Here is a 26,157-nt window from a genome sequence, read left to right as displayed (position 1 = left end):
TTGCACAAAATAAATTACATGTCATTTAAAGACTTACAACTAAATAAACCTTTGCTACGTGCTATTGCAGAAGCTGGTTACGATAACCCAACATTAGTACAAGAAAGAACCATTCCTTTTGTACTAGACAAAAAAGATGTTATCTGCTCTGCACAAACAGGAACAGGTAAAACTGCTGCATTTGCTTTACCTATTTTGCAATTATTATATGATAAGCAAGTAGGATCCAAAAAAGGAAAAAAAATACGCGCAGTAATTGTAAGTCCAACACGAGAATTAGCAGCGCAGATTCATGAGAATTTTAAAATCTATGCCAAAAACACCGATTTAACGAGTATGGTTATTTATGGAGGAACAAGCATAGAACCACAAAAAGACGTATTAAAAAAAGGAGTAGATATTTTAATTGCTACGCCTGGAAGGTTATTAGATTTACACAAACAAGATTGTATAAATCTGGATTATGTGGAAACATTGGTTTTAGATGAAGCCGATCTTATGTTGGACATGGGATTTATTGATGATGTTAAAAAAGTGGAACGTCTTTGCCCAGAAGATAAACAGATTTTATTGTTTTCGGCAACCATCCCTTTTAAAGTAGAGCAACTTGCAAATACGATTTTAAAAACGCCAGAACGTGTAGACATTACGCCTACTTCGACTGCTGCAAAAAATGTAAGTCAGGTGTTGTATTATGTACCAAAAAAGGATAAAATAGAATTGTGTTTACACTTACTTCGTAAAACGATTAAAGGAAATATTCTAATTTTCAGACGCACTAAATATGGTGTCGATAAATTAGAAAAAACACTTTTGAATAATGATTTTAAAGTAGAAACTATTCATGGGGACAAAGACCAGAACTTGCGTCAAGATGCACTTAAAAAGTTTAAGAATGGTTATGTAAATATTTTGGTTGCAACAGATGTTGCTGCTCGTGGAATTGATATTAACGAGTTAGATGCGGTTATTAATTTTGATTTGCCAAACGTACCAGAAACGTATGTACATAGAATTGGTAGAACTGGTCGTGCTGGTAATTTTGGAACGGCATATTCGCTGTGTTCTGCAGATGAAAAAGCGTATGTAAAAAGTATTCAGCAGTTAATTAATGTACAGATTCCTGTAGAAGAAGAGCATCCGTATCCTTTAGATCCTAAAGCAGAAGCGGTGCGACATACTTCTAAAAAAACAGGAAGTAAGCACAAAAAAGGACGCAAAAGCGAAGCTTCAAAGAAAAAGAAGAAACGCTGGTATTAGAATTGTTGATTGAAACCTATGTCATTTCGAACATGTCAAGAAATCTCTGAAACAATTACTCCTGCAAGACAATGACAGAAGACTAATGACTAAAACTTATGTCATTTCGAGTGAAATTGCTTTTTTGCAATTTAGTATCGAGAACTAATTTATATTAAAAATTGAAAAACGGCGGAAGACGGAAACCCATGTCATTTCGAGCATGTCGAGAAACCTCTTTTTCAACCTTTTTCACTTATCCCTTTTTTCCCTTTTCACCCAATAAAAACACCATTTTTCGACGTACGTATTAAAAACTAATAATTTGTTTATCTTGCTTGGCATAACCAATTGGTAATGAGAAACGATTACACTTCCGATGTCTTTAAAAAGTTACTAGATAAATTACAACAAGAAAGTTGGCAATTAGAATTACTGATTTCTGGTTTTGCAATCTTCGGATTAATTGGGTTAAAAGGATATATTTTTGATGAACTAATCTATAGCTCTCAAAACACGAACGTATACTCCATTGCCTTATTAACCAGTGTAGCTCCAATTATTCTCATTTTACTATTTAATCTTATCGTTCACGTTTTACTTCGTGGTTTATGGATTGGCGCTTTAGGTTTACGTTATGTTTCTGGCGATATTGATTATGAAAAACTAAAGTATTCTAAAAAATTCACCAACTATTTAAAACAAAAAGTAGGTTCTTTCGATAGATATATTTCCAGATTAGAAGATTATTCTAGTATCATGTTTGCGGTTTCCTTTTTAATGGTTTTTTACATCATAGGATTCGCCACGTTGACTTTAGTATTCGTTTTAGGGAAGTATTATTTCAATCTATATGAAGGTCCTTTTTCCAATATTTTAGATGCAATAGGTAATGTTGTAGGCATTATATTTTTATTTGGAATTCTTTTAACTTTTATAGATTTTATAACCCAAGGATTTTTAAAAAAGAAAAAGTGGTTATCTAAAATCTACTTTCCTTTTTATAGGGTTTTTAGTATTTTAACACTTTCCTTTTTATACAGACCGCTTGTCTATAATTTTTTAGACAATAAATTCGGAAAACGAATTAGCGTCCTTTTGTTTCCTTTGTACCTAATTATTTTTTTTTCCACAGGAACCTATTACCAAAATTCTAACTATATAAAAAGAACTAATATTTCAACAAGTCAATATGTTAGTAATAATAATTACTATAATGTATTACCTGAAAAAGAGTTTATTAATATTGCTGCTATTCCAAGTAAGATTATTTCAAAACCGTATTTTCCTTTTTTCATTCCTTTTATAGAAGGCATTGAAGATCGAATTATAGAATTCAACCCATCTTTAAAACCTGAAAAAGACAAACGAGGTCTAAGTACAGATGTCGTCACTGTAAACAATAATTTAAAAACGAATAAAGACAGTTTAATTACAGAATATTTAAAAACATTTAAAAGTATTTATCACGTTTCTATAGATAGCACAGAGTATAATCTAGATTATATCCTTTCGGAAAACAAAAAAGAGCAAATTGGATTTGAAACATTAATAGAACTCGACAGCTTAAAAAAAGGAAGACATACACTACATTTTAAAAGACAAATGAAACCAGAAAAGGATTCTTTAGGAACTATTATTAGCATTCCTTTTTGGTATTATCCCGAATAGCTTACATAGATAATCGTTTATCAAAATAATGTTTTAAAACAGGAACTTGAATACAAATCATTAATCCTAAAGATAGAATGGTGTAAATGACAGTTTTTGGCAAACTAAATCCAATAAGGGATTGTGTTATTGCATTATTAGTGAGTTTACTAAAATCTAAAGCATGAAACCAAGTAGATTCTTCGGTAGTAGTACTCAGAAATAAATAGCCCGTTATTGCAACTAACAAAAATCCGCCAACAAACCACAAATAACTAGGAATTAAAGGCTTGTAAGTCGTTACCTTTTTACTTTCTAAAGCTTCTACTTGCGCCATGATCGTATTGGTAAAATCTAATGAAGGAGATTCTAAATCTAACGCATGCATCATCTTATCTACTAATTTCTCTATATTTTTATTTTCTTTCTCTTGCATAACTTTCAATGATTTCTGGTTCTAATTTATGCTGCAAAATGGTAGTCAGTTTTTTTCTACTTCTAAATAATTTCACTTTCACATTATTCGCTTTCACACCAATAACTTTCGCTATTTCTTCTAAAGAAAGTTCTTCAAAATAATACAAGGTTAACAAAGCACAATCGTCTGCTGGTAACATTTGCAAACAGTCTTGAATAGCTTGTTTACTTTCTTGCGCTTCCATCATACTTAAAGCATTATCTAAAGTTTTTACTTCGTGTTCTGTAAATTCATTAATAGCAACGGTGTTTTGCTTTCGCTTATTACTTTTCAATCGATCTAAACAAGTATTGTAAGCAATTCTATACACCCAAGTGGAAAACTTAGAATCCCCTTTAAAGTTCTTCAGCTTTTTAAATACTTTAATAAAAGTATCTTGCGAAACCTCTTCTGCTTCTTCCCTATTCTTCAGCATTTGTATTGCTAAAGTAAAGATCAAGTCCTTATAACGATCTACCAATACAGCAAAAGCTTTGGTATCTCCTTGTAGGATTTGATGGATGGTTATTTGATCTTGGTTAGTGGTCATTTGGGTATTGGACGACAAAACAATAGACGTGGTTACATCTATAAAAGAAAAATATTTAGAAAAAGTTGTAACCATCCTTTAAAAGTTGTCGTCTTAAGCATAAGAACACATAAAATTAATCAATTTAAAACGAACAATTATGGGATCAGAATTAATTATTTTACCAGTGATATTTGGTGCAATTTTCGGAGTATTTTATTTATACTTCTCTACTAGAAACAAAGAACGCTTAGCACTTATTGAAAAAGGTGCAGACGCTAGTATTTTTACAAAAGCAAAGGGACACACCGCTCCAATATGGAAAGTATTCATTTTAAATTTAGCCTTATTATTAATGGGAATTGGGCTAGGCACTTTTATCGCTTCTTTATTAGACAGCTTTACAGCGCTAGATGAAGACGCTATCTACCCTGCAACTATTTTCTTTATGGCTGGTGTTGGACTATTTATAGGATTCAATCTAACTAAAAATTTAGACAAAGACTAGTACAACCCAATTAAACAGTACTTAAAAACCGCTAGCCAATCACTAGCGGTTTTTTTTATTTAAAACTGTATCTTTAGCTTTCAGAAAACATAATTTCTATACTTATGAAAAATATTTTAGCAATCCTTTGCTTGTGTATTATAATGACAGCTTGCAAAAACGATTCGGAAAAAGCAAAAACCACAGAAACGGTTGCATCTGTAAATGCGGACTTTAAAAACATGTTGGATACCTATTATCAAGATGGTTTAAAGCTAAATCCTATAGCTGCAACATTTGCTGGAGACCATAGATATAATGATAAAATGCCAAATTTTCTTGCTCCAGAATACAAAGAGAAAGTAAAAGCATATTACACCAATTATAAGAATATTTTAAACACCTATAAAGACGACGACTTAAACGAAAGTGAAAAATTAAGCAAAGCGGTACTTAATTGGGATATCGATATTAATCTTGCCAATTTAAAATTCAAGAAAGATTTAATGCCAATCGATCAAATGTGGTCGCTACATCTAAGTATCGGGCAATTAGCAAGTGGTTCGGGAGCACAACCTTTTGAGACTGTTACAGATTATAACAACTGGTTACAACGTGTAGATGGTTATTTAAAGTGGCTCGCTTCCGCAGAAAGCAATATGAAAACCGGAATGAAAACGGGTTATGTTTTACCAAAATCGTTGATTACAAAAGTGATTCCGCAAATGGCTGCAATGGCGGAAGCAGATGTAGAAAACCACTTGTTTTATCAACCAATTAAGAATCTTCCGGAAGGTTTTTCAGACGAAGACAAGAAGACACTAACAGCTTCTTATACTACAATGGTTAAGGACAAAGTAATTCCTGCGTATCAGAAAATGCATGACTTTATGCGTACCTCCTATTTAGAAGCAGGAAGAACATCTAGCGGAATTTCTGCAATTCCTAAAGGAAAAGAATATTACAACCATCAAATAAAAACCTATACAACTACCAATAGGTCTGCCGAAGAAATTCATACACTTGGCTTAAAAGAAGTCGCTAGAATTTTATCGGAAATGGAAAAAATAAAAACCGAAGTTGGTTATGAAGGAGATATTATTTCGTTTTTCGACTTTGTAAGAAACAATAAAGAACTTATGCCGTTTACAGATCCGCAACAAGTTCTAGATAACTTTAATGCAATTCATGAAAAAATGAAACCAAAGCTGGCAGAATTGTTTGATGTAACTCCAAAAACAGCTTTCGAGGTAAGACGAACAGAAGCTTTTAGAGAAGCATCTGGAAGTGCAGAATACAATCAAGGATCTTTAGATGGTACACGACCAGGAATTTTTTACACACCAATTCCTGATGTTACCAAATACAATACTTTTAGTGATGAGGCGTTATTTTTACACGAGGCAATTCCTGGGCATCATTACCAAATTTCTTTGCAACAAGAAGATGCAGATTTACCACAATTTAGAAAAACACTTTGGTATAGTGCATATGGTGAAGGTTGGGCTTTATACACCGAATCTTTAGGAAAAGAATTAGGTTTATATACAGATCCTTACCAATATTTTGGAATGCTTGGTATGGAAATGCACAGAGCAATCCGTTTGGTGGTAGACACCGGATTGCATGTAAAAGGTTGGACACGTGAAGAAGCAATTCAATATTCATTAGATAACGAAGCAGAAAGCGAAGCAAGCATTACTTCAGAAATCGAACGTTATATGGCGAATCCCGGACAAGCATTATCGTATAAAATCGGACAACTTAAAATAATAGAGCTTCGTGCAAAAGCAGAAAAAGAATTAGGAGCAAAATTTGACATTAGACAGTTTCACAACCAAGTATTAGAAACGGGTTGTGTGCCTTTAGCTTTATTAGAAACTAAAATTGATAATTGGATTGCAGCTAATAAATAAGTTCTCGTTATGTCACTTCGAGTGATCCCGATCTTTCTTCGAGATTGTATCCAAAAGCCTAAAGTCGAAACACTCGAACTGACAAAAACATAATCGTGATGTCACTTCGAGTGAAATTGCTTTTTTTTGCAATTTTGTATCGAGAAGTGCTTTAATTTTGAGGAACGAGCAAATTATATCAAAAACAAAATGACAAAAAACCTAATTGTATTATTTACCTACTTACTAAGCAGCATTGCTTTTAGTCAAACTACAATTGTAGACAAAGAAAATAGAAATCCGGTGTCTTATGCTACCGTTTCCTTTGGAAATGGAAATGGAATCTTTGCCGATGACGAAGGTAAATTCACCTTTACAAAAAAACTATATGCAGATATAGACACGCTTTTTATTTCTGCTTTAGGATATAAAAACGCAAAAGTGGCAACTGTCAATCTTACAGATACATTGGAACTAGATGCCTTTCAAGATGCTTTAGACGAAGTACTTTTGCGCTACACACCAAAAGGTAAATCGAAATCGGAAACCTTAAAACCAACCGTTCACGATGATTATTATAAATGTTGGTTGCCAACCATAGAAAGTGAAATCGCAGTTTATTTTGAAAATGAAAACCCTGCGAAACAAAAAAAAGTAAGCACTTTACTTTTACCAATAAAAGTAGAAGCAAAAGATTGGAGTAAACGCAAAACAAAAACGTCTAATAAACTTCCGTTTTCTACTTTATTTCGCGTACAGTTTTATGAAAACAACAACGGATTTCCAGGCGATGTTTTAACCTACGATAAAATAATTTTTAGAGTAACAGAAGCGAGTGAAAGTATCTTTGAAGTCGATGTTTCTAGCAATAATATTTTTATACCTAAAGATGGTATGTATGTTTCGCTTCAGGTTTTGGGCTATACAGATAAAGCTGGAAAACTATTACCAAATAAAAAATACAGAGAAGTAAAAACAGCACGTGGCATTATAAAGGTATCGACCACTTTTAGACCTCTTTTACCTTTTACTGATAAAATTAAAACGCCAAAAACATTCGTAAAACGTGTGTTTTTAAACAATAACCAATGGGTTTTATTTGATAAAGAAAACATTCAAGATTCCAATCTTTTAAAAGCTGGTTTAAATAATTATGCGATTGGTTTAGGATTGCAGGTGTATAAAGAGGAAGAGTAAATTACTCCACAGGAAAATCAAAATACTGATTTTTATAAGGTTCACTTCGCAACGTAAAATGCCACCATTCTTTTGGGTAATGTCTAAAACCATGGGTACTCATTATATTATGCAATACGGCTCTATTGGCTTTTTGTGTTGTCGTTAAATCTTCATGTAGATACCAAGAAGCTTCTCCAAAATAATCATAAGGCGTTCCCATATCTAGCTCTTTTCCAGTTTTTAAATCTACAATAGTGAGATCTATAGTACTACCGCTACTATGTCTAGAACGTGATGCTATATAACCGTCTCTAAACAAATTACGTTTATCTACATTTGGGTAATACTGTTGTTTCATTAAAGTATCATTCACATTTTTTGCCCATTTTGAAAAATGATTTACTGCCTGTTGCGGTCTATACGAATCAAATACTTTTAAAGACAAACTATCTTTTCTTAGATCTTCTTGTACTTTTTTTAAAGCATAAGCAGCTGGTTTAGTAAGTATGCAAACCTCAGCGTTGTAACCATCTACTGGTTGGCCAACAAAATTATTGTTCAAGCAATAACGCAGCTCTAATTGTATATCTGGAATCACTTCGTCTACATAAACAAAACCTTCTGGTAATTGTGCAAAAACAGACAATGGAAGTATAAATAGTAAAAAAATAACCTTAATTTTCATTTTAGAATCTTTAAATGCTAATTTAGAAAAATTAATTTTTAAACGATAAATATTTTGCTTTTCAATGATGCCATAACATCACCTTTAAAAGATGGAGAAGTAATTTACTATCCGGAATGTTTTCATCCAACAGAAGCGAATGCATATTTTAAAACTTTGTTAAAAACGATTGCTTGGCAACAAGATGCCATAACACTCTTTGGTAAAACACATGCCCAACCTAGACTTACTGTATTATACGCAAACAATAGCAAAGCCTACTCCTATTCTAACATCACCATGCAACCTAAAACTTTTACAAAAGCCCTTTTAGATATTAAGCAACATATAGGAACTACCTGTAATACACATTTTACTACCTGTTTAGCAAACTTATATCGCGACGGAAAAGATAGTAACAGTTGGTATGCAGATAATGAAAAAAGAATTGGGTAAACAGCTAATAATCGCTTCGGTGCGCTTTGGCGCTACTCGATCTTTTCATTTAAAACATAAAACAATAAAAGAACGTGTTTTTGTATGCTTAGTGGCGTGTATAATTTAGTCAACAAAAACGGAATAGAAAATCTGCAAAGATTTTCCGAATAGGCGAGCACCAAGCAATTAAATATACATGGTGTTGTGCTTAGTATTTTTATAATTTTTCTTTGAACCAATTAATTAATAACTTATTTAGCTCATCTTTTTTATTAGAAAACTTGTGATCAGTTTTTACTTTCTCAAGCTTAAAATCATAATCTATTTTAGTCAACTTATCAGCTATTATGTCAGCTTGATTAGGGTTTACTTGCTGATCTTCGGTTCCGCAAAGAATAAGTAAACTAGCATTTTTGTCTAATTCATTAGCCCAATAAGAAACAGAACGGTTTTTTAATTCTTCCCTTTTGTTTTCTTTATAATTTGGAATTAGTTTAGCACATACTAAACTTTCCATTTCAGGTCTGTCAATAATTAATTTTTCTAAATCAGATGGTCCATTTCCAATTACTGCGGTTTTAATTAGATTACTATATCTAAGAGATAGGTAAGTCATCATTCCGCCTCTTGACCATCCAAACATTCCAATACGACTTGAATCTGCTTTTTTAATTGTTTTAATCGTTTCTGTTAAATTTAGAACATCGTTAATGTCATTACCTCCAAACTCATCATTTTCTCTATAACAGCTGGCTATAACTAAATAATCTTGGTCTGCTAATTTTGAAGCCGATTGTATTAAAGAATGAAGCGTTTTTGCTTTAGCCATTTTTCCAACTTCTTTATTTCCTCCTCTATTAAAAATAATTACAGGGAATTTGCCTTCTTTTTTGGGTTCAGCAATTATTCCATTAACTAATAGAGAATCACTCTTATAAAGAATAACATAAAAATTAATGTTATCTAAATATTTATAGTTTTTTGTTAAAGAATTATTTTCAGAGATGCTATTCCAAATCGGTGGTATTTCTGAAAGGTTTATTATTTTTTTAGATATAATAGCTCCATTTTTTAGATTGTATGCATTCTTGTAGTCGTCAACGCTAATTTTATAATCTAGAGTTGTATTGGTTAATGATTCCGAATTTTGATAAGATTTGTAATACTTTGTTCCAAATTTTAAACCTAAAAAAAGAAATCCAATTAGTATTAAAATCCCGATAGATATTGTAATTCGTTTTATTAATTTCATAAAATAGTTCGTTTATATATGTGACGAATTATCTAGACTTTTGTTACAGTTAGGACATTAAGCACACAAGCTTAAAATAAATCTAGAACATGGTAATTTACTCCTTATAAAAGGTGCCACGCAAGAAAATTGGCTTCATCAAATACCAAAAACAAAGAAAGAAATTGGAGAAAGAATTAATCTAACTTTTAGAATTATTGCATAAAAAAAACAGAGGTCCCTCAACCTCTGTTCTTGTAATTTGCATATTATATTATGGTATGATTTAGGGTCTCTAGTATCAACAACATAATGCAAATATTAATTAATTAATCCATTATACTAAAAGTGTGTTATTAGTACACCTCAAATATAGAATTATATCCCATAGTTAACGTTTAAAAGTATTTATATTCGTTGAAATGCGTGTTTTTTTAACATTTAGCGGTCAAAATCATTAAAAAATCGATAAAATACATATTTTAACATTATAAAAGAATCTAATTATTTTTGCTTTATGTAGATTAATTTCATCTAATTTTACGTTATAGATACTATTTAGTATTCTTTTTTAGCAAAAAACATTAAAATCTTACCCATGAAATTGAAACTTTTAATTCTTACCATATTCATTACTTGTCGTTTTTTTGGACAAGACAAGCTTTTTACTGCGGAAGAAATTGCTATTAATGAATTAATTGATGGTACACTTTTAACTCCTATAGACAATAGTAAATCGGTATTAACAATTATTATCGCAGGTTCCGGTCCAACGAATAGAGATGGAAATCAAAATTTCTTAATGAATAACTCCTTAAAAAAGCTAGCGGAAGGATTATCTAACCAAGGAGTTGCATCCTTTCGATATGATAAACGTATCGTGAAACAAATCCGAAAAGGAAAAGTAGACAAAAATATTATGTTTGATGATTTTATTACGGATGCCGTTTCTGTACTAGATTACTTCAAAGAAAAAAATAATTTTTCAAAAATATACATTATTGGTCATAGCCAAGGTAGTTTAGTTGGTATGCTTGCTGCCAAAGATAAAGCAGATGGTTTTATTTCTTTAGCTGGAGCCGGACAATCGATAGATGCCGTTATTCAAGAGCAAATAGAAAAAAACATGGCAATGTATACCGAAGACTCTAAAAAAGTATTTGCCATTTTAAAAGAAAACAAAACAACACCAGACTATCCTCCTGCTTTAGCTTCCGTTTTTGATATTAGCTTACAACCTTTTATGAGTAACTGGATACAATATAATCCTACGGAAAAAATTAAAGAATTAAACATGCCAATACTTATTATAAATGGCACAAAAGATTTACAAGTGACTACTGCAGAAGCAAATCTTTTAAAAGAAGCCAACCCAAAGGCAGAAATTAAAATTATAGAAAATATGAATCATATTTTATTTACTATTGCAGGCGGTACTTTAGAAAACTCTAAATCGTATAATGAGTCTTTTAGAAAAATAAATCCGGATGTAATTTCTAGTATTATCACTTTTATAAACTAAAAATGAAGCAGGCTTTTTTCATACTAATAGCTATTATCTCTTTAAATGTATTTTCACAATCTGAACAATTTGCAGGAGAATACGTTTGGATTGTCGATACCACAAACGCAAATTTTAAATATACACTCTCGCTACAACCAAACGGCACATTTACATTTCATTCCTACACATACCATTTACAAGCAAATACTCCCGAGTCCAACAAATATGGAAAAGGAACTTGGACAGTAACAAAAAAAAATATTTCATTTACTACAAATTCTAATACCGATTTTGACAACATATACACCCTAGACCTCAATAATTCTAAAGCACGATATATAAGTAAATCACCACGGGACAAATCAAATAGCGTGGTAAAAACTAAAATTAAATTCTATACCTCTAATATAGGTTGGATAAAAGGAATTGAAATGAGGAAGTTATAACAAGTTCTTTCCTATTCCTATTCCTATTCCTATTCTATATTTTGAATACATGGTATAAAAAAAGAAAAGCATTCCGAAGAATGCTTTTCCTAACTAACCAACCAAAAATTAGTTACTACACTTTTATTAAAAGTAACCACACTCTAAAAAGCTTCTCATAGTAACTGAAAAGTATATTTCAAATCTCGTGCCAAACTTCTAAAATTCCCATTTAATTTGGTATTTTGCGTGTATAAACTAACGAACATGGAAAACACACCTCTAATTACAAATGATGCAATAGTATTTGGCTTTTTAATGCTTGCGCTAGGCTTTGTATTTTATACCGAAAATATTAAAACAGGATTTTGGTCCAAATTTTATAAAATTGTGCCAGGACTTTTTATGGCATATATGCTACCTGCCGTTTTAACATCTTTTGGTTTCATTTCTCCAGAGTGGGAAACGGTAGATACCGCTGGTGAAATAGTGAGTCATAAATCTAGTATTTATCATGTATCGAGTCGCTATTTACTTCCCGCAGCGTTGGTATTAATGACGCTAAGTATCGATTTAAAATCCGTTTTCAACTTAGGTTGGAAAGCCCTTATTATGTTTTTCACAGGAACGATAGGAATTATAATTGGAGGTCCAATTGCTATATTACTAATCTCCATGGTTTCTCCAGAAACGGTTGGTGGTATTGGTCCAGATGCAGTATGGAGAGGATTATCAACGCTTGCAGGAAGCTGGATTGGTGGAGGTGCAAACCAAACAGCCATGTTAGAAATTTATGGCTATAACCAAAAACTATATGGAGGAATGGTCTTTGTTGATATAGTAGTTGCCAATATTTGGATGGCAATTATACTTATTGGTATTGGTAAACGAGACCGAATTAATAAATGGCTTAAAGCAGATACTGCTTCTATTGAAGCGCTTAAAGAAAAAGTATCGTCCTTTACAGAAAGTGTAAAAAGAAATCCAAGCTTAACAGATTACATGATCATTCTAGCGATCGCATTTGGCGCTGTTAGTTTTGCCCATTTATGTTCCGGATTTTTAGCTCCATTTTTTAAAAATGCCGTCGCAGGAATAGCATCTGCTACCACAAGAAACATGCTTACCTTTTTAGGATCTTCTTTCTTCTGGATGATAAGTATTTCAACACTTATTGCCATAATCTTATCGTATACCAAAGCCAAAAACTACGAAGGTGCTGGGGCAAGCAAAATAGGAAGTATTTTTATTTACATATTAGTAGCTTCTATTGGTATGAAAATGGATTTAACCATGATTTTTGACAATGTAGGCTTAATAGCAATTGGTGTCGTATGGATGACCATTCATGCCATCCTATTAATTCTAGTAGCAAAACTTATAAAAGCCCCTTATTTCTTTCTGGCTGTTGGTAGTCAAGCAAATGTTGGTGGAGCAGCTTCTGCACCAATTGTGGCTTCTGCCTTCCACCCATCCTTAGCAACCGTTGGTGTACTTCTCGCAGTATTTGGTTATGCCGTTGGTACTATTGCGGCAATTGGTTGTACTATTTTAATGCAAATAGCAGCAGCTGGCTAGCATTTATTAATTATTTATAGCATATTTGCGCATCTTAAAAATAACACGATATAGGTTTTCGTTTTCACGGAAATCATTCTGAAATAAATTCAGCTTAAATGAAAAAAACAATATTTGTACTCGCATTAGCAATTCTTTTTTCTTGTGGAAAAGAGCAAGATTTAACTATAAAAGTTAATATCAAGGGATTAAAAAAAGGAACCGTTTATCTAAAAAAAGCACAAGACACCACTATTATAACCGTAGACTCTTTAGTTATTCAAGGCGAAGCTCCAATTGTTTTTAATAGCACTTTAGAAACTCCTGAAATGTATTTCTTACAATTAAACAAGAATACTAGCGATGATGAAACTATTTCCTTTTTTGCAGATAAAGGAATTACAGAAATTACTACTAGTGTGAAAAATTTTGGTATGGACGCTAAAATCAAAGGTTCTAAGCAGCAAAAAGCTTTAGAAGAGTATCTATTGGTAATGTCTCGTTTTAACGACAGAAACCTGAATCTTATAAAAGAAGAGTTTGATGCAAAAGTAGCTAAGGATACTGCTAAAATTATTGCCAATACAAAAGCCTATAACAGTTTAGTAAAAAGCAAGTACTTATATACCGTAAACTTTGCAATAGCAAATAAAGACAATGAAATTGCTCCTTATTTAGCACTATCTGAAATTGCAGATGCACAAACAAAATGGTTAGATACTATAAATAATGTTTTAACACCAAAAGTAAAAGCATCTAAATATGGTAAAGAATTGGAAGCTTTTATAATCGAGAGAAAGAAAAGAAACTAAAAAAACAACTTTTAGTATACATTCAAAATCCCAAACAGCAATGTTTGGGATTTTTTATTGCTACACGTGAGAGGAATACTTCCATCTGGTATACCAAAGGAGTAAAAAAAGATTATCTAAAAGAAGAGTGGCTTTAAATAGCCTATCGAGCAACTCTTATCCGCTACGTTATAGACTAACTTCTCGCCCCAAAATGTACCGCATAAAAAAACCTCTCAAAAAAAGGAGAGGTTTTTTAAAGAGCCGATGGACGGACTCCCTTCGACTACGCTCAGGATAAACTTCTCGCCCCAAAACATATCGCATAAAAAAACCTCTCAAAAAAAGGAGAGGTTTTTTAAAGAGCCGATGGAGGGACTCCCTTCGACTACGCTCAGGATAAACTTCTCGCCCCAAAACATATCGCATAAAAAAACCTCTCAAAAAAAGGAGAGGTTTTTTAAAGAGCCGATGGAGGGACTCGAACCCACGACCTGCTGATTACAAATCAGCTGCTCTAGCCAGCTGAGCTACATCGGCGAAAAACGAATGCAAATATAATCTTGTAGAACATATTTGCAAATATTTTTACAACAAATTTATCCTAATTTATTAATTTTTTCAATTAGTGCAAGACCTTTAGTTTCTAACTCTTGGTTAATAGCCTTAAAATGAGCCTTTTTGTTTTCAACACTTCTATCATTAACTTTTGAAATTAATTCGTCAAATGTTGCAATAGCTTCATCAATAATTTTTTCGCTTCCTTTTGCGTCTTTTGCAGGATTTGCATATTCCCAAACGTAAACTGCTTCAATAATATCTCCTAACACATAGTTTATGTCTTTTTTTAGGATTCTTTTATTTGCCATAATGTAAAATTTTAATTTCCTGCAAAATTAAACATAAACTTCTAATAGTCTAGCTTTTTTAGAACTAATTTGATACGTTTTAATTGCTGCCGGAAGTAATACGGTTTCTCCTTTTGTAATTATTTGGTTAAATTGCTCTGTTTTTATTTCTGCTTCACCAGATACACACATATAAATAATAAAGGAATCTACTTTATTTTCTTTTTTAATGGTCTTTGTTATTTCTAAATAATTTGTCGTAAAATAGGGACAATCTACCATTTGGTTTTCCTCATTTTCCGTTTTAGAGTAACGCACCCTAAAATCATCTTGCTTTCTAAAGTTAATAGCATCTATTGCTAAATCATTGTGTAACTCTCTTAGATTGCCTTTATTATCTAACCTGTCCCAATCGTATATTCGGTAGGTAACATCACTTGTTTGTTGTATTTCTGCTAGTAGTACTCCTGCTCCAATAGCATGTACTTGCCCTACTTCTATAAAATACGAATCTCCTTCTTCTACTTTCTCAAAATTTAAAATCTCTGGAAGTGTTTTGGCCTCTAAATGCTTTACATATTTTTCCGGAGTCATTTCTTGATTAAAGCCTACTATTAGATTTGCATCTTCTTCGGCTTGTAAAACATACCACATTTCTGTTTTACCGAAGGAATTATGTCGCTTAGCAGCAAGAGTATCGTTTGGATGTAACTGAATAGATAAATCTTTTTTGGCGTCTATAAATTTAATTAGCAACGGAAATGTATTACCAAAAACACGGTAATTTTTCTTTCCTATTAAATCTGCTTTGTAAATTTCTAAAAGCTCTTTTAAAGTTTTTCCTTTTAAAACACCGTTACTGACGATAGAAATATCTTTCTCTATATCACTAATTTCCCAGCTTTCACCAATATTTGGCAAATCACTTTCTTTATTTAAAAGTTCTTTAAGTTTTTGTCCTCCCCAAATTTTTTCTTTTAAAATGGGTCGAAACTTTATAGGGTATATTAACATATTCAACATCTATATTCCAGAGTAGCTTACAAAATTTCTAGGCGTTTCATAAAGTGTAACCTCTAGTGCTAAGTTTGATGCTAATTGTTTTTTAATTTTATTGTAAATGACTACTACTATATTTTCTGCCGTAGGATTTAAGTCTTTAAATTCTGGCACTTCGATATTTAAGTTTTTATGATCAAAAGCGTCTTCTACTTCTGTTTTAATAATATCTTTTAAAACTTTAATATCAATTACGTAACCTGTTTCTGGATCAATTTCTCCTGTTACACTTGCTATAAGTTCATAATTATGACCATGAAAGTTGGGGTTACTACATTTATCAAAAACTGCGGTATTTTTCTCATCACTCCAATCTTTTCTATACAGTCTGTGTGCTGCATTAAAATGTGCCTTTCTACTAACCGTTACTTTCATTTTTGCGCAATGTTTATGTGTTGGTAGAATTTATCGAAAATAATTTTAAACCAAGCGGTATATATTTCGGGATGGTTTGCAATATCTTCTTTAACAGATTCTAAAGGCATCCATTTCCAGTCTGCAACTTCGTCTGGATTAATATTTGGTGTTTGGTTGTATTTACCGATTAATATATGATCGTATTCATGTTCTGTTAAACCATTATCAAAAGGCGCTTTGTAAATAAAAGAAATAGATTCTTCTAATTCTGTTACAAAACCCATTTCCTCTTGTAATCTTCTTTTTCCTGCTTGTATATTACTTTCTCCATCACGTTGATGACTACAACATGTGTTGGTCCAAAGTGCTGGCGAATGGTATTTACCTAAAGCACGTTGTTGTAACATGAGCTCATTGGCATCATTAAATACAAAAACCGAAAATGCACGATGCAATACTGCTTTTTCATGCGCTTCCAATTTTGGCATTAAGCCAATTTGTTCGTTATTTTCGTTTACAAGAATTACCTGCTCTTCCTCCATTTTACAAAAATACGAGTAATAATTTGAATGTTCTAATTTGAAATTTATTTCTAGAAGTAATTAAATAATTTCTGCGCTTAGCCCAGCATCTAACAACATAGTGCAACGAGGTTCTAATTCATCATAAACACCTGTTTTTACTGTGCATTGTCCTTTATAATGTACAAGAATAGCACATTGTTCTGCTTGTTCTGGTGAGTGATCACAAGCATAAATAAGGGTATCGATAACATGATCAAATGTATTTACATCGTCGTTATAGACCACTATTTCATTAAGATTCTGTTCTTTAGTATCTACCTGAGTTTGTTCCTGTATTTTTTCTTTTGTACTCATTATTAAGGCAATTTGGTTTTACTAATTTATGAATTTTAGCGAAACCCATTTGTTTTTTTCCAATTTTTCGTCCAACTTTAACATATGCTTGTTGCATGCTGCTTCAATTGTAGGAATATCATTATTATAGAATCCGCTTAAAAAAAGTATTCCATTCTTATTTAATGACTTCGCATATGCTTCCATATCATTTAGAAGGATGTTTCTGTTTATATTGGCTATAATGACATCATAACTTTTCCCTTTTATTAAACTTGCATCTCCTTCAAAAACGGTGATTTTGTGACAGTCATTACGTTCTACGTTTTCTACGCTATTTAAATAACACCAATTATCGATATCTATTGCATCTAATTGTATTGCTCCTTTTTTTTCTGCTAGAATTGCCAAAACTCCTGTACCACAACCAATATCTAAAACCGTTTTTCCTTTAAAATCATTTTGAAGTATATGTTGCAGCATCATGTGTGTCGTTTCATGATGTCCTGTACCAAAACTCATTTTAGGTTCTATTATAATATCAAATTCTGTATCTGGTTTTTCATGAAAAGGGGCACGAACAGAACATAATTTATCTACAACAATTGGGTTAAAATTCTTTTCCCATTCTTCATTCCAGTTGGTTGGTTCTATTTCTTCAGAAGTATGTGTAATTGTAAATTCTTCAGAATCTAATATCTGAATATCATTTAAAATATCTTCTTTCCATTCTTCTTTTTGAATGTATGCGGTAACGCCTTCTTCGGTTTCCACAAAACTTTCAAATCCTGCATAGCCTAATTCTGCTATTAAGATTTCTGTTCCTGGCTGTAACGGTTCTACTTTAAAGTAGAAGCCTAAATATATTGTGTTTGACATGTTTTTCTAAAATATATAACTAAAATAAAATAAGGTAATTCTAAATTTAAAGCTTTTTAATAATCCAATAATCTTGAGAGGTTCCCCAATCTTCTTTTCTACCTGCAATATGATCCATGATGGTAAACTTACCTTCAAACATCTTTTTCATTAATTTTGGAGGATGATATGCTGCATACGTTCTATGACCTTCTAATGTATTTGCTTGAATCACCAATTCATTCGCTTCAAATTTAAGTTGTTCCTTTTTAATCAACTTTTCTTTAAATGCTTCGCCATGTGTTGTAATAATTAATATGGCATTTGTATTTGCTATTCGATGCAACTCATGAATCCAATTACTATGATTTTCTTTAGATAAATGGGTAAAAATGGATAACCCATAAATGGCATCAAAAGTATTTTCTTTAAAACTTGTTGGCGGGTTTATAGCATTACTATGAAATTGCACATTTTTAATATACTTCGAATTCCATGCAATACTCTCGGCATTATAATCTGTTCCATAAAAAGTAGTTGCTGGCAACAAATCTGGAAAATGCCTGATAACTCTTGCTGGACCACAGCCCCAATCTAAAACCTTTTTTCCGTTTAAATCGATATGTTTTTCTAATAATTCTTTTAGCGCTGTAGCATCAATAATTCCATTTTTAATATACTCGCTATAGTTTAAAAGATGCGATTCGTATAATAAGTAATCTGGTGGTAGGTTTACACCTGGGTTTTCTTTTACAAATTTACTATTTTCGGTTTTATTACGAATTTTCACAACTTGATATCTCAAATTGTCTGATACTCTAATAATACCTAAATTTCTTAAAAGTCTTTTTATGGATGCTTTCCCCATTTAAAACGCATTTACTATAGCGTAAAAATCTTCCGCTTTAAGCGCTGCTCCACCAATTAATCCGCCATCTACATCTGGCTTAGAAAAAATCTCTTTCGCATTTGCCGGTTTAACACTTCCTCCATAAAGAATAGAAACAGACTGCGCTACATCATTACCATATGTATCCGCTAACGTTTTTCTTATAAATGCATGCATATCTTGTGCTTGCTCTGGACTCGCTGTTTCACCAGTACCAATGGCCCAAACAGGCTCATAAGCCAAGACGATGTTTTTAAAAGCTGTTGCATCTAAATGAAATAAAGCATTCTTTATTTGAGATGCTACTATATTTTCGTGATTGTTCCCTTTTCTATCTGCTAATTCTTCACCAAAACAAAAGATAACTCGCATGTTATTTACTAAAGCTGTATCTACTTTTTTGGCTAGTAACTCATCCGATTCATGAAAATACGCACGACGTTCTGAGTGTCCTAAAATCACAGTTTGTATACCAACACTTTGTAACATGGAAGCACTAACTTCTCCTGTGTACGCGCCATTTTCTGCAAAGTGCATGTTTTGTGCAACCACCTCGATATTACTTTCTCTTAATGCTTCAAATGCATGCCAAAGGTTTGTAAATGTTGGCGCAACCATTACTTCTGCATTAGAAGTTTGCTTTTGGTTTTTAAGGCTTGTTATTAAGGTTTCTGTTTGTGAAAGATCATTATTCATCTTCCAGTTTCCTGCTACTATGTTTTTTCTCATGTTGTCTAATTTACGTATACAACAAAAGTAACTAATTTAATGCTTGTAACAGCTTTGTATCGTCAGCTTTTATAGCTCTATGTAATTTTATGTGTCCCTGAGGATCGACAACTAGATACCGTGGAATCCAATCTAAGTCAATAGATTTACTAAAATCACTCTTCATTCCTTTTGCCATAAAATAGTGCTCGCCTTTCACTTGATACTTCTCAATTCCTTTTTTCCAACTTTCCAGCGATCTATCGGCAGATAGAAATATAAACACCACATCGCTATTCGATTCTTGCAATGCTTTTACTTTTGGCATTCCTTTTAAACAGTCGCCACACCAAGATGCCCAAACATCTATTAAAATGGTTTTTCCTTTATGTTTTTCTAAAATATTTTTGAAATAAATATTCTCTCCTTCGGAAGAAATAAAATTAAAATTTAATGCTTCTTCTGAAAATTGTGTAGGTGTTTCTTGCGCTTTACAACTAATAAATAGGATGCTAACAAGGAATATTAGTAGGTGTTTTTTCATGTTTTATTTTTTGCAATTGAGGATAATTTCTTCTTTTTAAATAGACAAAACCCATCCAACTTCATTTCTTTTATTAAAAATGAAGCCACCTTCCCTTGAAAAAAGGAAAAGAGTTATTATCTGCTTTTATTAAAGTTATTTTATTTTAAATTCACTTTTGGATCTAACCAAGTATAAATTATGTCGACAAAAATATTAATAATTACAAAAAGTGTTGCAATAATTAATACAGAACCCATGATTACAGGTAAATCTAAGGTGTTTAATGCATTTACAATTTCTTTTCCTAAGCCATTCCAACCAAAAATATATTCTACAAAAACAGCGCCAGCAAGCATCGATGCAAACCAACCGGAAATTGCAGTTACCACAGGATTTAATGCGTTTTTGATTGCATGATTTTTAATGATTTGAAACTCACTCAAACCTTTTGCTCTAGCTGTGCGAATGTAATCTTGATTAAAAACTTCTAATAACGAATTTCGCATTAATTGAATAATAACTGCCAATGGACGAATCCCTAAAACGATTGCCGGAAGGATTAAGTTTTTTAATTTCAGGTTGAAATTCTCACCATAATCATCCAATTCATATAGACTTCCTGTCATTTCTAAATTGGTGTATTTATGCAATACATAACCAAATAGCCAAGCGAATAATATAGCAGAAAAGAACGAAGGAACAGACATACCAATGGTACTAAATATTTGAATCGCTTTATCTAAAAAGGTATCTTTTTTTAATGCAGAAATAATTCCTAAAAACACACCGAGAAGCATTGCTATTACGATTGCCGAAACGGCTAAAACAAACGTATTTGGCAAAGTTTCTGCTAACACCTGACTAACCTTTTTACCTTGTTTAGTAAAGGATTCTCTTAGATATGGGAATTTTAAAACGGTAGTGGTATTACCAATAGAAAACAGTTTGGTGGCTGTGTATTTGTTTTTTCTTAAATAGGTATAATTATTTTCGTTTTTAGCGTGGAACGAAATAGGCGACAAATCATTTAAATAGTACAAATATTGTGTCCCAATAGGCTTATCGAAACCATATTTTTGTTTTACTAATGCTAACTGCTCGCTATCTTCATTTTGACCAAGCATCATTTGTGCTGGGTCTCCAGGAAGTATATTAAACAAAAAGAATATAACGGTTACTACCCCAAATAAGGTGAGTATTGCATAACCGATTTTATTTAGTAAATAACTTATCAATAAGTGGTTTTGTTAATTGTTGTTTTGTTTTTCGATACAAATTATTCCTTCCCTAGAGATCACTGCGCTTCTCGATACAATTCGTTCATGCTTCACGAATCACTGCGCTTCTCGATACAAAATCGCAAAAAAAGCAATTTCACTCGAAGTGACGTTGTCTTATTTTTTCAATATAATCTCTACTAACGATTCATAAGAAGTATTATTTACAACATTAATAGAATCTAAAACATCACCATCAGCTCTTCTTTTAATAACATTCATTTTTTCAATAGCATCTGCATCTAGCGCATCTGCATCTTCTTTTGTAGCAATTTCATTATCTATTAAGAATAAAGTTGTAGCGAAATCTTCTTCCGTTTTAGGAGCTGGTTTTCTTTCTACAACTGGCAATTCTAAATCGTCAATATCATTCCAATGTAGTTTTTGAGTAACGGTTCCTTTCTTCAACTTTACAATTCCAGGACTAGCACGAACGACTGTTTTAAGTGCTTTTTCATCACATAAATACCAATCGAAATCCAGATTATACGCTGCATTTGTTTTTAGCTTTACGTCTGTTCCAGATGCTGTTAAACCAATAACAGTATATCCATTTTTAATCGCTTTATCTGTTGCTGCTTTTATTGCCTGCATTCCTAAAGCTTCCGCAGTTTCTAAATTATACGAGATTATCAGGATAAGATGATCTTCATTTAAAAATTGTTCGGTTAAATTCTCATCATCGCTTTCTATAGAAAAGTCTTTAATTGGAGGATCATATCCTTCATCTATAATATTAGTTTCTACGTCAATATATTCACCGTCTACCGTTGGATAGCTTCCGTTGGTTGTTATAATTTTTTCTTCGCCATTTACATTAAATTTCCAAGCATATTCTACGATTGCTTTTGGTGCATCTTCTGGCGTTTCCATTCCTTCTTGAATATTAGCACCAACATTATACGCTCTAAAATCCCAAGTTGGTAAATGCATTAACACGTAATAACCAAACCAAAGACTTCCTAAAAAGCCTAAAAGCGCTAAAATGGTTGTCGGGAATTTACCTAATAATGGTTTTACATGTCGCAACCCAATGAGTAAAACTACAATTAACGCTAGTAATATTAAGTCTTTGATAAAGCTCTCTATTGGTTTCATTGGTAAGAAATCACCAAAGCATCCACAATCTTTTACTTTATCAAAATACCAAGCGTAAAAAGTTAAGAATGTAAAAAATACAATCATGGCAAAAAGGCTCCAGACCGTAAATTTTGGTTTATAACCGATAAGTAAAAAGACTCCTAATACCACTTCTAGAACGACTACCAATACAGAAATCCCTAAAGCATAAGGTTCTAAAAATGGCAGATTTAAAACGTCTGCACTAAAATATTCCTGTAATTTATACGAGAAACCTAATGGATCATTTAGTTTTATTAATCCTGAAAATATAAATAATCCTCCAACTAGGATTCTGCAAAGGTGCACTAAGTATTTCATAAATATAAAGACCTTTCGACTGCGCTCAAGGTGACATTTAGTTAATATAATTATTCCTAATTTCTTTGGAATTTAGTTTTTGAAATTTGTTATTTAATTTATTTATTCTTTCAAATGAATCATAGCAAAAATAGCGTAGTTAATCATATCTTGATAATTAGCGTCTATACCTTCACTAACAATAGTTTTTCCGGCATTGTCTTCAATTTGCTTTACACGAAGTAATTTTTGTAAAATTAAATCCGTTAAACTACTCACACGCATGTCTCGCCAAGCTTCGCCATAATCATGATTTTTATCTTCCATAAGCTGTTTGGTAATAGCAACTTTATCATCATAGAGTATTGTCGCTTCCTCGGTAGATAAGTCTGGTTGTTCTACAACTCCTTTTTCTAACTGAATTAGCGCCATGATACTATAGTTAATGATACCAATAAACTCACTTACTTCTCCTTCATCTACTTTTCTAACCTCGTTTTGTTGCAAACTTCGAATGCGTTGTGCTTTTATAAAAATTTGATCCGTAAGCGATGGTAAACGAAGTATTCGCCAAGCGCTTCCGTAATCCGACATTTTATTAATAAATAAGCTTCTGCACGTATTTACTACCGCGTCATATTGTTTTGAAGTATCTTGCATATCTAATGAACTCATATTGGTTTTTTCTATTTCCTAAAAAATGATTAAAATTCATTTATATTTTGTTACTTTTATTGTGTATAGATATACTATGCCTTATAAAAAGTATCTCATCTAAAAAATTTTTATTTCATTTTCGGTTAAAAACAAAAAATCAAGATGAGTTCAAAATCAATTTTCCGTAAATTTCGCATAAATAGTTCAGAGTTCAAAGTTTCGGGTTTTAAAGTTTTACTTCTGCCACGAATACTTTTGCTAAACGGAATAATATATAACCTAAAAAGAGATTCCTGCCTGCGCAGGAAATGCATATGACAATAAATTGCAAAGGCAAACTCATCGATTTAGCAACTCCCAAAGTAATGGGCATATTGAATCTTACTCCAGATTCTTTTTATGATGGCGGAAAATATAAAAATAAAGGCGAAATTTTATCGCAAGTGGAAATCATGATTAATAACGGAGCCACTTTTATCGATATTGGCGCCTACAGTTCTAGACCAAATGCAACGCATATTAGTGAAGCAGAAGAATTAAAACGTTTGCTTCCCATTATAGCATTATTAATGGAGGAATTCCCTGAAATAATAATTTCTATAGATACGTTTAGAAGTGAAGTTGCAAAACAATCTATTACAGCTGGAGCTGCTTTAATTAATGATATCTCGGCTGGAAAACTAGACAAAGACATGTTGCAAACGGTGGCTAATTTACAAGTTCCTTATATTATGATGCATATGAAAGGTACGCCGCAAACCATGAAAGAGCAAACCGATTATAAGCATATCATGAAAGATCTTATTTTTTACTTTTCGGAAAGAGTTTCCGAGGCTAAAAAACGTGGTATTAAAGATATAATTATAGATCCTGGTTTTGGATTTGCAAAAAACACCCCACAAAATTTTGAAGTCTTGAAACATTTAGAACTTCTTAAAATATTAGAATTCCCAATACTTGCAGGAATTTCTAGAAAATCTATGATTTACAAAACTTTAGAAAACACAGCGCAAGAAGCTTTAAACGGAACCACCGTTTTAAATACCATTGCTTTACAAAAAGGAGCAAATATTTTACGTGTTCACGATGTAAAAGAAGCTATAGAAACTATTAAATTAACAGACCAACTTAACGATTAATGAAACATTTATTTTACGTATTTATTTTAATTCTTATTACCTCTTGCGGTACGGAAAAAGCAATCCAATTACCAGAAATAAGCAATACTAAAACCACAGAAGTATTAGATATTTCGCCTGCATATATTTTTTATGACGAAACAAAACCGGATAGCTTAGAGCTCAATAGAAAAAATTTAATCAGCACCACCAATTGGCTAGTTAACGTGGATAAAAGATTAACGCTAGATCAAGTGATTCCGCAAATTATTTTTTTACAAGACAAAAAAAAGAATTCTAGTCATAAAAAAGAAGGCGTAAAAAACTATTACACCTGTAATAATACAAGTATTAAAAACTTAGGTTTTTTGGACTTTACAAATGTGGATTATAAAACCTACGCAGACGAAAAAGACGCTGAAATAGAAAAAACTATTTTTGTAGTGGATGTTATGGTAAACAGTATGGAAGAGATATTCATTCAATCTTTTTTACCAGAAACCGTAAACACTGATAAGACTATTATAGATGGCATTCTTTCGGATATCAAAACAATAAAATTTTCGAATGGGTTTGATTTCGATTCTAGTGGTTTTACTATAAACTTGCATTTTAATAGAAATTTAAGTTTCCAAGAATATATTAGTATCAAATCGCTATTCCTAGACTTTGATGCAGACGGACCTATGGTTTCTACCAACGAATTTATTTATTAATCTTATTTTACTAAATTTACAAAAACCCCCGACCTTTGGAAATATTTGATGACCTTTTAAAATTCACAGCAATAGACTTTATAGATGTTATTCTAGTTGCACTGCTACTCTACTATGTCTACAAATTGGTAAAAGGCACCGTTGCCATTAATATTTTTATCGGGATTGTAATTATTTATATTATTTGGAAAATCACACAAGCACTTCAAATGCAGCTTTTAAGTAATATTCTTGGTGGTTTTATTAGCGTTGGTATGTTTGCACTTATTGTGGTTTTTCAACAAGAGATTAGAAAATTTCTACTTATGATTGGTTCTACCAATTTTGGAAGTAGAAAAAAATTCTTCAAACAACTAAAGTTCTTACAAACCGAAACTAGTGATGGTACCGATATAGAAACCATTATAGCGGCATGTACTAAAATGGCAGCTTCTAGAACTGGAGCACTTATTGTTTTAGAACATAATAACAGTCTTGACTTTTTAAAAGCTACCGGAGATTTAATGAATATTGAAGTTACGCAACCTATTATAGAAAGTATCTTTTTTAAAAATAGCCCATTACATGATGGCGCCATTATTATTGAAAACAATGTAGTCAAAGCGACACGAGTAATCTTACCCGTAAATAATGAAAAAACCTTACCACAGCGTTTTGGTTTACGCCATCGAGCAGCAGTTGGAATTACCGAAAAAACGGATGCATTGGCTTTGGCTGTTAGTGAGGAAACAGGACAGATTTCGTATTTTAAAGGTGGTGCATTTGTTATGTTTAAAGACACCGAAGACCTAGTAGAAATAATAAAGAAAGATTTAGCATAAT

General features: G+C 32.1%; 29 protein-coding genes, 1 tRNA gene and 1 pseudogene. 14 read left to right on the top strand and 17 right to left on the bottom strand.

The window, feature by feature from the left end:
• The first annotated feature begins 18 nt into the window (after positions 1–18).
• Together ACVCZW_RS12750 and ACVCZW_RS12745 are read left to right on the top strand one after the other, a co-directional pair.
• A complete protein-coding gene (locus tag ACVCZW_RS12750; protein ID WP_452232581.1) occupies positions 19–1,260 on the top strand; it encodes a DEAD/DEAH box helicase in 1,242 nt (413 codons plus the stop codon).
• A gap of 336 nt (positions 1,261–1,596) precedes the next feature.
• On the top strand, positions 1,597–2,910 hold the full coding sequence (locus ACVCZW_RS12745) for a hypothetical protein (protein ID WP_452232580.1): 1,314 nt from the start codon (positions 1,597–1,599) through the stop codon (positions 2,908–2,910).
• A 1-nt stretch (position 2,911) separates the two neighbouring features.
• On the opposite strand, the gene ACVCZW_RS12740 is transcribed toward ACVCZW_RS12745, so the two are convergent.
• Both ACVCZW_RS12740 and ACVCZW_RS12735 read right to left on the bottom strand, forming a co-directional pair.
• Positions 2,912–3,325 carry a hypothetical protein gene (locus tag ACVCZW_RS12740; protein WP_452232579.1) on the bottom strand — a complete coding sequence of 138 codons (414 nt, stop codon included), beginning with the start codon at positions 3,323–3,325 and terminating at the stop codon, positions 2,912–2,914.
• A complete protein-coding gene (locus ACVCZW_RS12735; protein WP_452232635.1) occupies positions 3,306–3,896 on the bottom strand; it encodes an RNA polymerase sigma factor in 591 nt (196 codons plus the stop codon). The genes ACVCZW_RS12740 and ACVCZW_RS12735 overlap by 20 nt, the downstream gene beginning before the upstream one ends.
• 139 nt (positions 3,897–4,035) lie before the next feature.
• Between ACVCZW_RS12735 and ACVCZW_RS12730 the strand changes: the two genes are divergently transcribed.
• From ACVCZW_RS12730 to ACVCZW_RS12720, 3 genes are all read left to right on the top strand, one after another.
• Positions 4,036–4,383 (top strand): DUF6249 domain-containing protein, encoded by a 348-nt coding sequence (locus tag ACVCZW_RS12730; RefSeq protein WP_452232578.1) that lies wholly within the window; start codon positions 4,036–4,038, stop codon positions 4,381–4,383.
• Between the two features lie 104 nt (positions 4,384–4,487).
• Positions 4,488–6,278: a DUF885 domain-containing protein gene (locus tag ACVCZW_RS12725; RefSeq protein ID WP_452232577.1), complete on the top strand. Its 1,791-nt coding sequence runs from the start codon at positions 4,488–4,490 to the stop codon at positions 6,276–6,278.
• Positions 6,279–6,467: 189 nt separating this feature from the next.
• Positions 6,468–7,454 (top strand): hypothetical protein, encoded by a 987-nt coding sequence (locus ACVCZW_RS12720; protein WP_452232576.1) that lies wholly within the window; start codon positions 6,468–6,470, stop codon positions 7,452–7,454.
• A gap of 1 nt (position 7,455) precedes the next feature.
• Here ACVCZW_RS12720 and ACVCZW_RS12715 read toward each other — a convergent pair whose 3' ends face one another.
• Positions 7,456–8,121, bottom strand: a complete 666-nt coding sequence (locus ACVCZW_RS12715) for a M15 family metallopeptidase (protein ID WP_452232575.1) — start codon at positions 8,119–8,121, stop codon at positions 7,456–7,458.
• A gap of 54 nt (positions 8,122–8,175) precedes the next feature.
• Here ACVCZW_RS12715 and ACVCZW_RS12710 point away from each other — a divergent pair, with 54 nt between their 5' ends.
• Positions 8,176–8,556, top strand: a complete 381-nt coding sequence (locus ACVCZW_RS12710) for an alpha-ketoglutarate-dependent dioxygenase AlkB family protein (RefSeq protein WP_452232574.1) — start codon at positions 8,176–8,178, stop codon at positions 8,554–8,556.
• Positions 8,557–8,755: 199 nt separating this feature from the next.
• Here ACVCZW_RS12710 and ACVCZW_RS12705 read toward each other — a convergent pair whose 3' ends face one another.
• Positions 8,756–9,790: an alpha/beta hydrolase family protein gene (locus tag ACVCZW_RS12705; RefSeq protein ID WP_452232573.1), complete on the bottom strand. Its 1,035-nt coding sequence runs from the start codon at positions 9,788–9,790 to the stop codon at positions 8,756–8,758.
• Between the two features lie 67 nt (positions 9,791–9,857).
• On the opposite strand from ACVCZW_RS12705, the pseudogene ACVCZW_RS12700 reads away from it, so the two are divergent.
• The 5 genes and pseudogenes from ACVCZW_RS12700 to ACVCZW_RS12680 form a co-directional block, all read left to right on the top strand.
• Positions 9,858–9,995 (top strand): annotated as a pseudogene (locus tag ACVCZW_RS12700) (alpha-ketoglutarate-dependent dioxygenase AlkB); the annotation flags it as partial.
• Between the two features lie 372 nt (positions 9,996–10,367).
• Positions 10,368–11,291, top strand: coding sequence for an alpha/beta hydrolase (locus ACVCZW_RS12695; RefSeq protein WP_452228211.1), 924 nt, complete (start codon positions 10,368–10,370; stop codon positions 11,289–11,291).
• A gap of 2 nt (positions 11,292–11,293) precedes the next feature.
• Positions 11,294–11,719 carry a hypothetical protein gene (locus tag ACVCZW_RS12690; RefSeq protein ID WP_452228212.1) on the top strand — a complete coding sequence of 142 codons (426 nt, stop codon included), beginning with the start codon at positions 11,294–11,296 and terminating at the stop codon, positions 11,717–11,719.
• 246 nt (positions 11,720–11,965) lie between these two features.
• Positions 11,966–13,276: a DUF819 family protein gene (locus tag ACVCZW_RS12685; protein ID WP_452228213.1), complete on the top strand. Its 1,311-nt coding sequence runs from the start codon at positions 11,966–11,968 to the stop codon at positions 13,274–13,276.
• Positions 13,277–13,374: 98 nt separating this feature from the next.
• On the top strand, positions 13,375–14,067 hold the full coding sequence (locus ACVCZW_RS12680) for a DUF4369 domain-containing protein (RefSeq protein WP_452232572.1): 693 nt from the start codon (positions 13,375–13,377) through the stop codon (positions 14,065–14,067).
• Positions 14,068–14,512: 445 nt separating this feature from the next.
• On the opposite strand, the gene ACVCZW_RS12675 is transcribed toward ACVCZW_RS12680, so the two are convergent.
• The 13 genes from ACVCZW_RS12675 to ACVCZW_RS12615 form a co-directional block, all read right to left on the bottom strand.
• Positions 14,513–14,586: transfer RNA gene (locus ACVCZW_RS12675), tRNA-Thr, on the bottom strand.
• Between the two features lie 59 nt (positions 14,587–14,645).
• Complete coding sequence (locus tag ACVCZW_RS12670; protein ID WP_452228215.1) at positions 14,646–14,915, bottom strand: hypothetical protein; 270 nt, start codon at positions 14,913–14,915, stop codon at positions 14,646–14,648.
• A gap of 27 nt (positions 14,916–14,942) precedes the next feature.
• The gene (locus ACVCZW_RS12665; RefSeq protein WP_452232571.1) at positions 14,943–15,908 is read right to left on the bottom strand and encodes a type I phosphomannose isomerase catalytic subunit; all 966 of its coding nucleotides are present in this window, start codon (positions 15,906–15,908) and stop codon (positions 14,943–14,945) included.
• A gap of 9 nt (positions 15,909–15,917) precedes the next feature.
• Entirely contained in the window at positions 15,918–16,328 is a 411-nt protein-coding gene (locus tag ACVCZW_RS12660) for a 6-pyruvoyl trahydropterin synthase family protein (protein ID WP_452228217.1), read from the bottom strand.
• Positions 16,325–16,852 carry an isopentenyl-diphosphate Delta-isomerase gene (gene idi / locus ACVCZW_RS12655; RefSeq protein WP_452228218.1) on the bottom strand — a complete coding sequence of 176 codons (528 nt, stop codon included), beginning with the start codon at positions 16,850–16,852 and terminating at the stop codon, positions 16,325–16,327. The genes ACVCZW_RS12660 and idi overlap by 4 nt, the downstream gene beginning before the upstream one ends.
• Before the next feature lie 60 nt (positions 16,853–16,912).
• The gene (locus ACVCZW_RS12650; RefSeq protein ID WP_452228219.1) at positions 16,913–17,188 is read right to left on the bottom strand and encodes an ATP-dependent Clp protease adaptor ClpS; all 276 of its coding nucleotides are present in this window, start codon (positions 17,186–17,188) and stop codon (positions 16,913–16,915) included.
• A gap of 21 nt (positions 17,189–17,209) precedes the next feature.
• Positions 17,210–18,046 carry a 50S ribosomal protein L11 methyltransferase gene (prmA, locus tag ACVCZW_RS12645; RefSeq protein WP_452228220.1) on the bottom strand — a complete coding sequence of 279 codons (837 nt, stop codon included), beginning with the start codon at positions 18,044–18,046 and terminating at the stop codon, positions 17,210–17,212.
• Positions 18,047–18,092: 46 nt separating this feature from the next.
• Positions 18,093–18,893 carry a class I SAM-dependent methyltransferase gene (locus ACVCZW_RS12640; RefSeq protein ID WP_452228221.1) on the bottom strand — a complete coding sequence of 267 codons (801 nt, stop codon included), beginning with the start codon at positions 18,891–18,893 and terminating at the stop codon, positions 18,093–18,095.
• Positions 18,894–19,643 carry a triose-phosphate isomerase gene (gene tpiA, locus ACVCZW_RS12635; protein WP_452228222.1) on the bottom strand — a complete coding sequence of 250 codons (750 nt, stop codon included), beginning with the start codon at positions 19,641–19,643 and terminating at the stop codon, positions 18,894–18,896. It abuts the gene before it with no gap.
• A gap of 31 nt (positions 19,644–19,674) precedes the next feature.
• A complete protein-coding gene (locus tag ACVCZW_RS12630) occupies positions 19,675–20,166 on the bottom strand; it encodes a TlpA family protein disulfide reductase (protein WP_452228223.1) in 492 nt (163 codons plus the stop codon).
• Between the two features lie 140 nt (positions 20,167–20,306).
• Positions 20,307–21,383 carry an ABC transporter permease gene (locus ACVCZW_RS12625; RefSeq protein ID WP_452232570.1) on the bottom strand — a complete coding sequence of 359 codons (1,077 nt, stop codon included), beginning with the start codon at positions 21,381–21,383 and terminating at the stop codon, positions 20,307–20,309.
• Between the two features lie 159 nt (positions 21,384–21,542).
• Positions 21,543–22,865, bottom strand: a complete 1,323-nt coding sequence (locus ACVCZW_RS12620; RefSeq protein ID WP_452232569.1) for a BT_3928 family protein — start codon at positions 22,863–22,865, stop codon at positions 21,543–21,545.
• Between the two features lie 102 nt (positions 22,866–22,967).
• Positions 22,968–23,504 carry a DUF1599 domain-containing protein gene (locus ACVCZW_RS12615; RefSeq protein WP_452228243.1) on the bottom strand — a complete coding sequence of 179 codons (537 nt, stop codon included), beginning with the start codon at positions 23,502–23,504 and terminating at the stop codon, positions 22,968–22,970.
• A gap of 311 nt (positions 23,505–23,815) precedes the next feature.
• On the opposite strand from ACVCZW_RS12615, the gene folP reads away from it, so the two are divergent.
• The 3 genes from folP to ACVCZW_RS12600 are packed head-to-tail and all read left to right on the top strand — an operon-like array spanning position 23,816 to position 26,156.
• Positions 23,816–24,640 (top strand): dihydropteroate synthase, encoded by an 825-nt coding sequence (gene folP, locus ACVCZW_RS12610; RefSeq protein ID WP_452228226.1) that lies wholly within the window; start codon positions 23,816–23,818, stop codon positions 24,638–24,640.
• Positions 24,640–25,335, top strand: coding sequence for a hypothetical protein (locus tag ACVCZW_RS12605; protein WP_452232568.1), 696 nt, complete (start codon positions 24,640–24,642; stop codon positions 25,333–25,335). Before folP ends, ACVCZW_RS12605 begins: the two co-directional genes overlap by 1 nt.
• A 35-nt stretch (positions 25,336–25,370) precedes the next feature.
• Positions 25,371–26,156, top strand: a complete 786-nt coding sequence (locus ACVCZW_RS12600) for a diadenylate cyclase (protein ID WP_452228228.1) — start codon at positions 25,371–25,373, stop codon at positions 26,154–26,156.
• Position 26,157 lies beyond the last annotated feature (1 nt).

This window comes from Lacinutrix sp. MEBiC02595 (genome assembly GCF_053601555.1).
This window is presented reverse-complemented; position numbering and strand designations above follow the sequence as displayed.